The sequence below is a fragment of the Flavitalea plasmicola genome, assembly GCF_030546645.1.
GTDB lineage: Bacteria > Bacteroidota > Bacteroidia > Chitinophagales > Chitinophagaceae > Puia.
This window is the reverse complement of the sequence record NZ_JAUOTO010000007.1, coordinates 36,935-50,800: the sequence shown is the minus strand read 5'-3', so window position 1 is coordinate 50,800 and position 13,866 is coordinate 36,935. Positions and strand designations below refer to the sequence as shown.

The 13,866-nt window shown below is 53.5% G+C and carries 11 protein-coding genes; 4 read left to right on the top strand and 7 right to left on the bottom strand.

All coding sequences use genetic code 11. From position 1 onward, the window contains the following. Window positions 1-25: 25 nt before the first annotated feature. The 4 genes from Q4E93_RS25425 to Q4E93_RS25410 form a co-directional block, all read right to left on the bottom strand. Entirely contained in the window at window positions 26-1,537 is a 1,512-nt protein-coding gene (locus Q4E93_RS25425; RefSeq protein ID WP_303590162.1) for an MFS transporter, read from the bottom strand. Beyond that, on the bottom strand, window positions 1,519-2,313 hold the full coding sequence (locus tag Q4E93_RS25420; protein ID WP_303590160.1) for an undecaprenyl-diphosphate phosphatase: 795 nt from the start codon (window positions 2,311-2,313) through the stop codon (window positions 1,519-1,521). The genes Q4E93_RS25425 and Q4E93_RS25420 overlap by 19 nt, the downstream gene beginning before the upstream one ends. An 8-nt stretch (window positions 2,314-2,321) precedes the next feature. Next, on the bottom strand, window positions 2,322-2,621 hold the full coding sequence (locus tag Q4E93_RS25415) for a DUF3098 domain-containing protein (protein ID WP_303590158.1): 300 nt from the start codon (window positions 2,619-2,621) through the stop codon (window positions 2,322-2,324). Window positions 2,622-2,832: 211 nt separating this feature from the next. After that, window positions 2,833-3,705, bottom strand: coding sequence for a cell division protein FtsX (locus Q4E93_RS25410; protein ID WP_303590157.1), 873 nt, complete (start codon window positions 3,703-3,705; stop codon window positions 2,833-2,835). Window positions 3,706-3,869: 164 nt separating this feature from the next. Between Q4E93_RS25410 and Q4E93_RS25405 the strand changes: the two genes are divergently transcribed. From Q4E93_RS25405 to Q4E93_RS25390, 4 genes are all read left to right on the top strand, one after another. After that, a complete protein-coding gene (locus Q4E93_RS25405) occupies window positions 3,870-6,803 on the top strand; it encodes a leucine--tRNA ligase (RefSeq protein WP_303590156.1) in 2,934 nt (977 codons plus the stop codon). A 128-nt stretch (window positions 6,804-6,931) separates the two neighbouring features. Further along, a complete protein-coding gene (locus Q4E93_RS25400) occupies window positions 6,932-7,591 on the top strand; it encodes a sensor histidine kinase (protein ID WP_303590155.1) in 660 nt (219 codons plus the stop codon). A gap of 58 nt (window positions 7,592-7,649) precedes the next feature. Next, window positions 7,650-10,766, top strand: coding sequence for a S41 family peptidase (locus Q4E93_RS25395; protein WP_303590154.1), 3,117 nt, complete (start codon window positions 7,650-7,652; stop codon window positions 10,764-10,766). A gap of 3 nt (window positions 10,767-10,769) precedes the next feature. Then, window positions 10,770-11,474, top strand: coding sequence for a peptidoglycan DD-metalloendopeptidase family protein (locus Q4E93_RS25390; RefSeq protein WP_303590153.1), 705 nt, complete (start codon window positions 10,770-10,772; stop codon window positions 11,472-11,474). Here Q4E93_RS25390 and Q4E93_RS25385 read toward each other — a convergent pair. Genes Q4E93_RS25385 through Q4E93_RS25375 form a run of 3 tightly spaced genes read right to left on the bottom strand, consistent with a single transcriptional unit; the run spans window position 11,471 to window position 13,864 of the window. Beyond that, entirely contained in the window at window positions 11,471-11,734 is a 264-nt protein-coding gene (locus Q4E93_RS25385; protein ID WP_303590152.1) for a hypothetical protein, read from the bottom strand. The two genes, Q4E93_RS25390 and Q4E93_RS25385, sit on opposite strands and share 4 nt — an antisense overlap. Continuing rightward, on the bottom strand, window positions 11,731-13,137 hold the full coding sequence (locus Q4E93_RS25380; protein ID WP_303590150.1) for a radical SAM protein: 1,407 nt from the start codon (window positions 13,135-13,137) through the stop codon (window positions 11,731-11,733). Before Q4E93_RS25380 ends, Q4E93_RS25385 begins: the two co-directional genes overlap by 4 nt. Beyond that, entirely contained in the window at window positions 13,109-13,864 is a 756-nt protein-coding gene (locus Q4E93_RS25375; protein WP_303590148.1) for a prolipoprotein diacylglyceryl transferase, read from the bottom strand. The genes Q4E93_RS25380 and Q4E93_RS25375 overlap by 29 nt, the downstream gene beginning before the upstream one ends. Window positions 13,865-13,866 lie beyond the last annotated feature (2 nt).

Below are 13,866 nucleotides of genomic sequence, written 5' to 3'. Positions count from 1 at the left end.
GGATCAATAGGGTAATAGCGATCGATCAGGCAGCCACGGCGGACTGCTCTTTGCGCTGCTTCACGAGGGCTGAATACAGCCAGATCAGGCCAATGGCAAAAAAGACGACGAGGAAGAGTATGGAGTTCTTCATACTACCGGTCCTCTCTTCCAGGAAGCCAAAGGTAAACATGCCGATGACAATGGCGATCTTTTCCGTGAGATCGTAATAGCTGAAAAAGGAGGCGGTGTCTTTTGTTTCCGGCATCAGCTTGGAATAAGTGCTCCGGCTCAGGGATTGAATGCCTCCCATGACGAGCCCCACGGCCAGTGCCAGGGCATAGAATGAGTATTCGATAGGGGTTTGCTTGGGCGCAAGGGTAAGGCTGACGCGGGACAGCTCTGCCTCGACCTTGCCTTCGGCCGCATCCAGCGCAGTGACGACAGCGGCAGAGTCCATCTTAGCGGCATTGTCCTTGCGGACCTTGAACGCTGCCTGTTCCTGCTGCAGCAGTGCGATGCGCTCATGATAAGGCTTCAACGGCCCGGCGAGCCCTGCGGTGATATAGGCGGAGATGCAGATGACGATCCAGAAAAGCACGACGCCCATCAGTACGCGAATATTGCCGTATTTTGCGGAGAGCCGGCTCATCCAGGTGGCGCCTACGATGGCCACGAGCTGGATCAGGACCACGGTGACGATGAGCTTGGTATCTTCCAGCCCCAGCAGCTTGCTGCCGAAAAGGGTGGCGGCCAGCATCACTGTCTGGACGCCCATGCTGTAAAAGAAGAAACCGCGGAGGAACCGCTTCAGCACGGCCATCTTTTTTACCTGGCCATACACTTTCTTTATTTCGATGAAACCGGCGGAGAAAACGTTGACCTTATTGGCCTGGGGCTGGCTGGATTTGGGCAATACCCGGAAGGTGAGCTGTGCAAAGCCTGCCCACCACAGTCCCACCAGCAAAAAAGTCAGCTGCGGGCCTAAGAAGGGGTCTTTCTTTTCCAGGATCAGCACCAATACGAAGCCGATGATCTGGAGCAGCACGCTGCCGACGTATCCGTAGGCATAGCCTTTGGCGCTGACCCGGTCCTGATCCGCGGGGGCGGCTATTTCGGGCAGATAGGAATTATAGAACACCAGGCTGCCTGTGTATCCCAGGGAAGCCAGGATAAAAAAGAAGACACCGGATCCCAGGTTCCCTCCATTGAAAGTAAACAGCATGCTGCAGCCGATGGCGCCCATATAACAGAACACCTGCATAAAGATCTTTTTATTCCCGCGGGTGTCTGCAATGGAGGTAAGTATAGGATAAGCCAGCGCGATCAGCAGATAGGCGGCGGCCAGGGAATAATCGTATAAGGAAGAGTTGATAAAGGTCCGGCCGAGGAAGGGGATATTCTCGGAGCCAAAATGTTTTTTTGTCGCCGCAGTAAAGTAGATGGGGAAAAAAGTGGTGGTGATGACGAGGTTGTAGACGGAGTTGGCCCAGTCATACATGGCCCATCCATTGATCACTTTTTTACCGGCGGTCTGCATCAGACAATCCCCCTCCATAGCAGGAAGAGCATCACCAGTCCGACGACGATACGGTAATACCCCCAGACTTTAAACCCATGTTTTTTCAGGAACCCGATGAAATAACGGATGACGACAATGGAAACGATGAACGTAACAAGGCTGCTGACCCCTAAAAGAGAAAGGTTGCTGGTGGTAAGCGCTTCGGGATGTTGTTTATGGAGGTCCATCATGCTTTTTACAGAGGCGGCCAGCATGGTGGGGACTGCCAGGAAGAAAGAGAACTCTGCTGCGGCCCTTCTGCTGAGGCCCAGGCTCATGCCGCCGATGATGGTGGCGGCGCTGCGGCTTAACCCGGGGAACAGGATGGACAGCACCTGGTAACAGCCGATGCGGAAGGCAGTGCCATTGTTCACCTGCGATTCATGCTCGATGGAAGGATGCCGGAACCAACGGTCCACGAAGAGAAAGATGATGCCGCCGACGATCATGACCCCTGCGATGAAGTAGAGGTTGCCCAGGGCATTATCGATATGCTTTTTCAGCAGCGCGCCGAATACGAGAGCAGGGATCACGGCCACCACCAGTTTGGTGTAGAACCGGATGCGGGTGAAGTCGAAGAATTTCTTATAATATACGACCACGACGGCCAGTATGGCGGCCAGCTGGATGACGATCTCGAACATATCCGAAAAAGGCGTGGATTCCACGCCGATGATAGGATTCGTAAATTTCATGTGTGCCGTGGACGAGACAGGAAGGAATTCGGTCAGCCCTTCCACGATCGCGAGGATGATAGCCTGAATAGAAGTCATGATGATGATTAAGCGTTCTTCTTATCCTTACGGAAAATGGCGAAGATCTCGACCACAAATCCTCCCAGGATCAGGATGGGAGCGAGCGTGATCCTTCTGAAGCTGTATACTTCATCCTTGTTGAAGACGTTGGGATCAGGGCTTTTGCCACCTGCCATCAGGATCAATCCCAGGGCAATGAGAACGATGCCGATCAGCATCCACCGGTAGTTTTCCTTACCGAATAAAGGCGTGGTTTGCCTGGGTGCTGCCGGGGCAGTCTTGGCGGTGGCGGGTGCGGCCGGCTTTTTGGTCGTGGTTGTAGCCATGGAGTGAAATAGATTGATTATTGGGGTTGCAATATACTGAAAGCCGAACACAGTTCGGCTGCCCGAAGGGCAATAATTAGCGGGAGTGACGGGACCGCCGGTCCCGGAGCGTTAAAAAGGTGGCTAAAGGGAGCATTGGTCGAATATTTGAGGGACATTGATTTCAATTAAATTGGAAGGTGTCAAATTTATTGCGGCATTGGCCCACGGGTCAATACAGGTCGTCCAGCTTCATTTTCAGGTACTTTATCACGCTGCGGTGGGTGCTGATGAACGAAATACAGATGCCCAGCAGGACGATGACGATGAAGAGGGCGGACAGCAGGGTGTAGTCCCTGAGCGCCCGGATCTCGGGAAGTAGCTGTTCGGTGGCCAGGATCACGCCCAGGATGACGCCGATGGCGATGAGGCCGCTGATGGCCCCGTGCAGGATGGCCTTTATGTCCATGGGCCGGGCGATAAACCCGCGGGTGGCCCCCACCATCTGCATAGTCTTGATGAGAAACCGGTTGCTGAACATGGCCAGGCGAATGGTATTGTCGATGAGGACGATCACGGCGATGGAGATGCCTATCGCCACGGCCAGCAATATCAGGCTGATCTTGCGGATCATATTGTTCAGATTGGTTACCAGCGCCTTGTTGTATTGCACTTCACTGACGGCAATATTGCTCATCAGGTCCTCCTTGATCTTGCTGAGGGAGTCAACCTGGGCATATTCGCTCCGGATCTTGAAATTCACGCTGGCCGGCAGGGGGTTCTTGTCCAGAACGGCCCCCCAGTCCTTGTTGCCATCCGACACAAAACGCTGTTTGGCCAGGTCCTTGGTCAGGTACTCGTAGGATTTCGTATAAGGCTGGCCGGCTATATATTGCACGAGGGTTGCACTGTCCTTTGACGAAATATTCTCCCGGACATATACCTGCACTTCCACATTTTCTTTGAAATTCTGGCCTAATTTATTGGCATTGATCACGATCCAGCCTAATAGCCCTAACAGGATCAGCACCAGCGAAACGCCCACGATAGCCATGAAATAGGAGGGGGTACTCCGCTTAGCATATCCTTTACCGAATTGCGCCATGAGAAAATTTCATTTGAACAAAATTAACGGATTTGCGGGCTTCCGCAGCCATTTTGCAATTGAATTACCCGCCCTTTTCGTATTTTTACACCCCTTTAAACGGTATAAAGAGCGCATTATTTTAAAGATAATGAGGCTTTTAACTTTTTTCCAACAAGAACATCATGGAGTACAATTTCAGCAACATTGAGCAAAAATGGCAGCAGCTTTGGAATGAGCGTGGGAGCTATAAGGTAAGTAACGATCCGGCGAAGCCTAAATTCTATGTGCTGGATATGTTCCCCTACCCCAGCGGGGCAGGTCTGCACGTGGGCCATCCCCTGGGCTATATCGCCAGTGATATTTTTGCCCGGTATAAGCGGCTGAAAGGCTTCAATGTGCTGCATCCCATGGGATATGACGCCTTTGGCCTCCCGGCTGAGCAATACGCCATCGACCATGGGATCCATCCGGCCGTATCCACGGAGACAAATATCAATAATTTCCGGCGCCAGCTGGATAATATCGGCTTTTGCTTCGACTGGAGCCGCGAGTTCAGGACCAGCACCCCCTCGTATTATAAATGGACGCAATGGATCTTCCTGCAGCTGTTCAAAAGCTGGTATGACCGCAAGCAGGGCAAGGCCAGGGCTATCGAAGACCTGGTGAAGATCCTGGAGTCGGAGGGCAATGCGATGCATCCCTGTCCGGGCGAGCCCCGGCTCCGATTGACCGCTGCGGAGTGGAAAGGCCTCGATCACCGCCGCAAGGAGGAGATCCTGATGGGCTACCGGCTGTCCTATTGCGGATATGGAGAGGTCAACTGGTGCGAAGCCCTGGGCACCGTGCTGGCGAATGATGAGGTGATCAATGGCGTCAGCGAGCGCGGAGGGTTTCCGGTGGTCAAGAAGAAGCTGCGGCAATGGTACCTCCGCATCACGGACTATGCGGACCGTCTGCTGGAAGGGCTGGAAAAAGTGGATTTCAGCGATGCGATGAAAGAAATGCAGAGCAACTGGATCGGTAAAAGCTTTGGGGCCGAGGTCACGTTTGAGGTGTATACGGCGGCAACGAGTGAAAGGGCAGGCGCAAATGGGGCCGGCGCCGGCGAAGCGCCCCGCCTGACGGTGTACACCACCCGTCCCGATACGCTGTTTGGCGTGGATTTTATGGTGGTGGCGCCCGAGCATGACATATTGAACAGCATTGTGCCTGCCGACCAAAAGGGGGCAGTAGAGGAATACCTGGCCTATGTGAAGAGTCGCAGCGAGCGGGAGCGGATGGCGGAAAAGAAGATCACGGGCTGCTTTACGGGCGCCTATGCCATCCATCCATTCAACGGGCTGCATATCCCCATCTGGACCTCCGAATATGTATTGGCAGGCTATGGCACAGGCGCCATCATGGCGGTGCCCTGCGGCGACGAACGGGATTTTAAGTTCGCGCAGCATTTTAATATTCCGGTGACCAATATCATCGGAGATGCTTTCAACGGGCTGGAAGCCAACCCTACGAAGGATGCCATCCTGGAGAACAGCGATTTCCTGGACGGTCTTGTCATGAAGGACGCAATCGTCATCGCCATCAAAAAGCTGGAAGAAAAGGGAATTGGTGTCCGCAAGGTTAACTACCGTATGCGGGATGCCGCTTTTAGCCGTCAACGGTATTGGGGTGAACCTTTTCCAATAGTATGGAAAGAGGGGATCGCGACACCCATGGATGAAAAAGAGCTCCCCCTGGAGCTGCCGCATATAGAAAAATATGGCCCCGGCCCTGAAGGGGAAGGGCCCCTGGCCAATATTCCCGCATGGACGGGCCGGCACCTGGAGACCAATACGATGCCCGGCTATGCCGGCAGCAGCTGGTATTTCCTTCGCTATATGGATCCGCATAATGACGAGGTCTTTTGCAGCCGCGCCGCCTCGGATTACTGGGGTCAGGTGGACCTGTACATCGGCGGAACGGAACATGCCGTCGGGCACCTGCTGTACAGCCGTATGTGGACGAAATTCCTTTACGACAGGGGACTGATCGGACATGATGAGCCGTACAAACGGCTCGTCAACCAGGGGATGATCCAGGGCAGCAGCCGGTTTGTATACAGGCTGGAGCTGAAGTTCATAGAAAATGAAGGTCAGGGTAAGACCGGAAAACCCTCCATGGGACAGGATGCTCCTGTTTTTGTGTCCTATGGCATAAGGGCTATAGAAGGCACGCCGGAATTTCATGAGCTGGTGACCCTGGAAGTAAGGAACATTTACAATGATCCATCCATCGAGCTGGAGTCGATCGCGATCTCTACCCTTCATGTGGATGTCAATATCGTGGATGGTGTGGAGCTGGATATAGCAGCCTTTAGAAAATGGAGGGCGGAATATGCCGATGCCCGGTTTATCCTGGAGGAAGGCAAATATATCTGCGGCGTGGAGGTGGAAAAGATGAGTAAGCGGCTGTACAATACCGTGAACCCAGACGACCTGGTGAACAAATACGGCGCTGATACTTTCCGTATGTACGAGATGTTCCTGGGTCCTGTGGAAGCCAGCAAACCCTGGGATACCAAGGGGATCGAAGGTGTCCACCGGTTCCTCCGCAAACTCTGGCGGTTGTTCTTCGACGAGATGAAAGGTGAGATATGGACGACGGAAAAAGCTACCGACGCGGAGCTGAAGCTGGTGTATAAGACCATCAAAAAAGTGGAGGATGCCACGGAACGCTTCTCCTTCAACACAGGGGTAAGCGCGCTGATGATCGGTGTCAACGAGCTCACGGACCTGCGGTGTCATAAAAAAGAGGTGCTGGAAAAGCTGCTGGTCATTCTCACGCCCTATGCTCCCCATGTCAGCGAAGAGCTCTGGCAGCTGCTGGGCAACGAGGGCTCTGTCCTGGACGCGGCTTATCCGGCCGTCGAAGAGAAATACCTGGTCGAGTCCACGAAAAATTATCCCATCGCCATCAATGGCAAGACCCGTACCGAGCTGAATATTGCCCTGGACGCTACCCAGCAGCAGGTGGAGGAACTGGTGCTGGCCGATGACCTCGTGAAAAAATGGCTGGATGGGAAGGCGCCTAAAAAGGTGATCTACGTCAAGCACAAGATGATCAACGTGGTGGTTTAGAATAGCTAAACTTTTGTTTAGCAAAAAAATGCCTGCAAGGGCATGAAAATACCTTCTTCGTATAATGGGAGGTGTTATTATTGGGCAATAGCGTAGTAGCAAAAACGAAGGCCCCTTTATAACTGACCATGACCAATCCATTAGCGGTAGCGGAAAACCAACGTCTCCCCAAAGAGATCGCACGTATCATCCTTTATACACAGGAAAAAGAAAGATTCGAGGTCGGCAAGGAATTGCATGACAATGTCTGCCAGATGCTGGCGACGGTGAAACTATATATGGAGACGGGATTGAAGGACGACAGCCATCTCCGTGAGTTTGTTTACCTGGGCAGGGATCTCCTGATGAAAAGCATGGAGGAGCTGCGCCGCATCTCCAAATCCCTGGCGCCCCCCTCGCTGGGCCACCTGCAGCTGCGCCAATCATTGGAGGAGCTGATCTACTCCATCCAGATCGCACACAAAGAGATCTATCTCGATATCGAAGGACTGGACGAGGATTCGATCGACCAGGAACTGAAGATCTCCATCTACCGGATCGTGCAGGAGCAGCTGAACAATATCCTGAAATATGCGGAAGCCTCGCGCATCGATGTGTTCGTTCATCACGAGGGCAACCGCCTGAATATCCGGGTGAAGGACAATGGGAAAGGGTTTGACGCCTCTCAACAGCGGGCAGGCATCGGGATCACGAATATGATCAGCAGGGTGAATGTATTCGGGGGTAAGCTACAGATAGATACGTCGCCCGGGAAAGGATGTGTGCTCAGCGTGTTTTTTTGCCTTTGAGCGGTTTGGTAATCAAGGGCATCCATCGTACCTTGAAATTACCAAAACAAGGTACACCATGCGCTTTACATGCTTTCTTTCACTGTTGCTGTTGGGTTTACATACCTATTCTCAGGAGAAAGGTCCTTATTTTCTTTCCAACCCCTGTTTGAGCCCGGACGGCGCCACTGTCGTATTCAGTTTTGAAGGTGATCTGTGGCGGGCCGACACAAAAGGCGGGCAGGCTGTACGACTTACTGCCATGCCGGGGTACGAGACCAATCCCCGCTGTTCCCCCGACGGAAAATGGATAGCTTTCACTGGCAGGCAGAATGGCAACGCCGATGTATATATCATGCCTTCGGGCGGCGGCGAGATCCGGCAGCTCACCTGGCATAGCTCCGGCGATGTCGTCAATTCCTGGAGCTGGGATTCCCGGTGGATCTATTTTACTTCCGACCGCATGGGCCGGCAGTCGGGGTTCAAGGTCAGCATAGACGGCGGTACGCCGGCGCGTGTCTTCGGTGACTACTTCTTCCTGTATGATCACAATCTCTTCGAGCATCCTTCTTCGGGGGAGATCTTTTTCAACGACACGTGGGAGAGCAGCAACCAGGTGCAGCGCAAACACTATAAAGGACCTTTTAACCCGGATATCCAATCCTACAATCCCAGGGCACATGCCTACAAACGGTACACCGACTATGCGGGCAAGGATTTTGGCGCCACGCTGGACAGGAAGGGGAATATATATTTCATCTCCGACGAAGGCAACGGCGAGTATAACCTGTATACTTTCAAAGAAGGTAAAAAGACGGCATTGACCAGCTTCAGGTCTTCCATTAAAAATGCCATCGTGAACGCCGGGGGCGGGGAAGTCGTCTTTGAAAAAGACTACCAGCTTTACCTATACGATATCGGGGCGGGCAGCGCGCGTAAGCTGGATATTACCCTTGCCCGTAATTATGTGCTGCCGAAGGAAAAAGAGTTCGATATCAAGGGTAAGATCAGCGCATTGGACCTTTCCCCCGACGGCAAAAAGCTGGCGGTAGTCTCCAGGGGCGAATTATTCGTCAGCGATGCGGAAGGTAAATTCATCCGGAAAATAGAGCGGGGCTCGGCTGAAAGGGTCTGGGAAGTGAAATGGCTTGCCGATAACAGGACGCTTTTATTCAACCAGACGACCGGCGGCTATCTCAACTGGTACACCATTGCCGCAGATGGCAGCGCACCTTTGAAACAGCTGACCAGCGACACGCGCAGCAACCGGGGGATGGCATTCAACAAAACAAAGACAAAAGGCGCCTATCTCAGCGGCCGCGATGAAGTGCGGCTGATGGACCTTAAGACATTTGAGAGCAAGACGATCGCCAGGGACGAGATCTGGGCCTTTCAGACCTCTGATCCGGGATTCTCTCCCGACGGGCGGTATATCTGCTATACGGCGCACCGGAATTTTGAACAGGATATTTTTGTGTATGATATTGTGAAGGGCGCATCTGTTAACCTGACCAATACGGGCGTGTCGGAGGCCGATCCCACCTGGTCGCCGGACGGCAAATACCTTTATTTTACTTCGGCCCGGCTGCGGCCTGCCTATCCTTTCGGCCTGCGGGATCCGAAGGTGTACCGGCTGCCGCTGGAGAAATTCGGCCAGCCTTTCCGGGCGGATAAGTATGATGAGCTGTTCAAAACACAGATAAAGGACAGCACCAAAAAGGATTCGCTTGTGTCTGTTGTCATCGACGCAGCCCGGATCATGGAAAGGATCGAGCAGGTAGGTCCCTCCTTTGGAGACCAATACCTGGTGGACCTTATCCAGAAGGGCGAAAAGACGAACGTGCTTTTCTTCAGCAACCAGGATCAGGGAAAAATGACGCTCTGGAAGACAGTCATAGAACCTTTCGAACAAAATAAGACGGAAAAGATCACGGGCGCCGAAGGAGGGAACATCAATATATCGGTCGCCGGGGACAAATACTATGTCCTGGTGAATGGCACCGTATATAAGTTGAACCTGGATCAGAATAAGCTGGATGCCCTGGCGCTGAGCTTCCCATTCAGGAAAAGCCTTTCCGGCGAATTCACCCAGGTGTTCCAGGAGGCATGGGCCAGGGTGGAGGAAAACTATTACGACGAGCATTTCCACGGCCTGGACTGGAAGGCTGCCCGGGATCATTACAGTACTTTTTTACCTTATCTCAACAGCCGGCAGGACCTGCGGGTGCTGCTGAACGACCTGTTGGGCGAGCTGAACTCTTCCCACCAGGGCTTTAGCTCGTTCGGTGACGAAGAAGAGGTGCAATATGCCGCCAGCACGATGGAGACGGGCATTCTTTTCGCGGACGACGATCCCTATAAGGTGAAAAGCATTGTCGCCCGTTCAGCCGCCGATGTAAAAGAGGCCGGCATCCTGCCGGGGGATGAGCTGGTGAAAGTGGATGGCATCGCTGTCGACAAGCAGACGGACCGCAGCTATTATTTCACCCATCCCTCCCTGGACAGGGAGGTGAAGCTCACGTTCCTCCGGAAGGGGCAGCCCTTCGAGGTGGAGCTCCATCCGCAATCATCACTGGCTGATAATGTGTACGATGCATGGATCGATGACAACCGCCGCCGGGTGACAGAAAAAAGCAAAGGCCGGATCGCTTACACCTGTATGAAGAACATGGGCACACAGGAGCTGGAACATTTCATTGTGGACATGACGCAGGAGCTCAACGGCAAGGATGGCCTGATCCTTGATCTACGATATAATACCGGAGGGAACGTACATGACGAAGTGCTGAAATTCCTCAGCCAGCGCTCGTACCTGCAATGGAAATACAGGGGTGGGCAGCTGACGACACAGGGAAATTTTACGCCTGCCGACAAGCCGATCGTCCTGCTGATAAATGAACAGTCGCTCAGCGACGCGGAAATGACGGCGCAGGGGTTCAAGGCCCTGAAGCTGGGTAAGATCATTGGTAATGAGACGTATCATTGGATCATTTTCACGAGTGGCGCGGGCTTGGTAGATGGCTCCTTTGTCCGGCTGCCTTCATGGGGATGTTATACGCTGGACGGGAAGGACATCGAGGCCGCGGGAGTGGCGCCGGACATCAAAGTGATCAATACGTTCGAGGATAAAATAAATGGGAGGGATCCGCAGGTGGACAAGGCGGTGGAGGAGGTACTGTCGGAGGTAAAGAAATAAAGCATGAACCTGGAGCAACAGGCTATACGAAATATATTAGGGGCGCATACAATGGACTTTCATCCTGTGGTGCCTTTCGATCCCAACCGGGACCGGCTGTATCCGTTTGATTTCACGGAAAATAATAAGGAGCTCCGGCCTGAGCAGATAGCCGATACGGAAAGTTTTGCGGGCTATATCAACGAGACATTACGGCAGCATGGGGCGCGATATGGCATCGGCGGCTATGGGGAACATCGCACGCTGTATGCACGGAGCCGGCATTTTGATGCGGGAGAGGAGCCCCGCCGGCTGCACCTGGGTATCGATGTCTGGGGTCCTGCGGGGACGGCGGTGATGGCGCCGCTGGACGGCATCGTCCACAGCTTCGCCTTCAACAACAACGACAGTGATTATGGCGCTACGCTGATCCTGACGCATCACCTGGATGGGATGGGTTTTCAGATCTTATATGGTCACCTGAGCCTGAATTCCCTTAAGAACCGGCATGAAGGCCAGTCTATCAGCAAGGGGGAGGTGATCGCGGAATTCGGGATGCGCTTTGAGAACGGCAACTGGCCGCCACATCTGCATTTTCAGCTGATCGTGGATATGGAGGGGTGGAAGGGGGACTACCCGGGGGTTTGTAAATTTTCCGAAAAGGATAAATGGCTGGCGAATTGCCCGGACCCGGATCTGGTGCTGGGGATGATGCGGTATATTACTTAGCCCATTAATAAGGTGCTGCAGACGCCTGTGCCGATGAGGAGGGTGATGCCGGCGCTTAAGAGTACAGCTTGCCCGTCCTCCCTGCTTTTCTTGTCAATCATCAGGAAAAGTCCCGCGACCAGGCAACCCAGGCCGCCGAGGCAACAGATGCTGCCAAAGGCAATGACGAATCCTTCCATGCCGGCCTTGAGAGCGGCGAAGATGGCGATGAGGAAGGCAATGGCCATAATGATCAGGGATATCTGAAAGTGTTTTTTCATACCATCGCATTTTTTCTTTCTCGTTGCAATTGTTTAAGGTATTCCTCCTTTTCATCCCGGTAGAACATATTCATCGTCTCGAAGGGAATGATCCGCCCATCCTTATGCACGATGTGCACGCAGCTCTTCTTAATGGCGCGTACGTCGAAATCCCAGGCGTCGATGAACCGCATGATAATGATACGAAATAAATTGTCATATCCCAGGCCCGGGGCTTCCACGAAAGGGAGGCAGCAGAGCAATTGTTTCATGTTGTCCTCTACCCTGTCGACGGAAATGCCGGTGCTGAAGATGTTGATCAGGTGTTTGTGCAGCTCGGTGTCCTGTTCATACACGATGGTATTGCGGCTGTTGTCCAGCAGGTGGGCCGGGTCGATATAACGGGTGAGAGGGAAGGCCTGGCCGGCCAGCTTCAAGGCGTATCCCATGACGAGGGCATCGGGATTGCAGGGGACGGGGATCAGATCGTTGGGCTGGAAGAGGCTGGTTTGCTCCAGGATCTTCGTGCGTACATCCGTCATGGTGATCCTATCCTTTGCGGGATCGAAGTTTTCCATCCGTCCCGCCGCCTGGGTAGGCTGGAGCGTGACGCCCCTGACGCAGCGTTGTTGAAGGCCGAATTCGATGATCTTGCCGATCTCGTCGTCATTGACGCCCTGCTGCAGAGTGACCACGAGGGTGGTGGAGAGGTTCAGCTCGTTCAGGTGCTCCAGGGCTTTCAGGCGGATGTCGGTAAGGTCTTTGCCTCTCAGCTGCTGCAATGCTTCCGGCTTGAAGGAGTCGAATTGCAGATAGATCTCAAAGTCGGGCATGTAGGCCGCCAGCTGTTGCGCAAATGCTTTGTCCTTAGCGATCCTGATGCCGTTGGTATTGACCATGAGGTGGCGGATAGGCTTTTTACGGGCGATGTCCAGGATGGCGAAGAAATCGGGATGCAGGGTGGGTTCGCCCCCGCTGATCTGTACCACGTCAGGCCGGCCTTCATTGGCGACAATGATGTCCAGCATTTCTTCCACTTCGGCTATGGTGCGATGCCGGCCATAATGGGGGCTGCTCATGGCATAGCAGGTGGGACAGGTGAGATTACAGCGGTCGGTGATCTCCACTACGGTGAGACAGCTGTGCTGCTCGTGATCATGACAAAGCCCGCAGTCATAGGGGCAGCCATAGACCGTGGGCGTGTTGAAGCGGAGCGGCGTCTCGGAGGGCTTGTTGTAATTGCGGATGTTCTTATAGTACGCTATATCCGAAGCGATCAGGACTTTGAAAGAGCAATGATGGGGGCAATGCTTCATCATGTAAACTTTGCCCTCTTCGAAGACGATCTTGGCGTCCACGCGGCGCAGGCATTCGGGGCAGATGCTCACCGTAAAATCATAATAGGTGTAAGGTCTTTCGGGCATAACGAATGATATGAGGGTAATAATAGATCAGGCCCGCCATGGCAGTCAATTGTATCGTGGAAAGCCCGAAGGGAAAAGTATAATGCGGTTTGATAAAATCCAGCAGCAGGCGAAATGCACAGTAAGCGATGAGAAAGACCTTGAAGCGTGCGCCTTGTTCGGTGGCCAGCAGGGGATCGATCTTTTTTATGGTCATCCATAGTAAGGCGAGGAACACTATTTCATACAACGCCACGGGATGCCGGCGAATTCCATCGCCCAGGTCCATGCCCCAGGGCAGGGAAGTAGGCGTGCCATAGGTCTCTTCATATACGCCCATGCTGAAACAGCCGATGCGGCCAATGGTCAGGGCCAGCAGGATAGGATATACAAAAAGGTCGCCGGAAGCCTGTTTTTCACCGATGAACTTTTTTGCCAGCTCCACGCCCCATAGACCACCGAGAAAGCCGCCCAGCACAGTCTTGTTCTCATAGAAATAAAGCAATATGTTCCCGGCATGGCGCATGGCCGGCGGGTTTTCCAGGCCTCCTACCAGGCGGCTGCCTATTAATGCGCCGAAAATAGCGCCTATGAATATGCTGGTGCGATTGGACGTGGTGATCGGGTCGCCCTTGCGCGCCCGGAGGTACAAAAAGTAACGGAAGCCGGTGAAAAATGCCAGGGGTTCCAGCAGGGAATGCAGGGGGACCCGGGCATGACCGATAGGTATGGTGTAGGGAAATGTCAAAT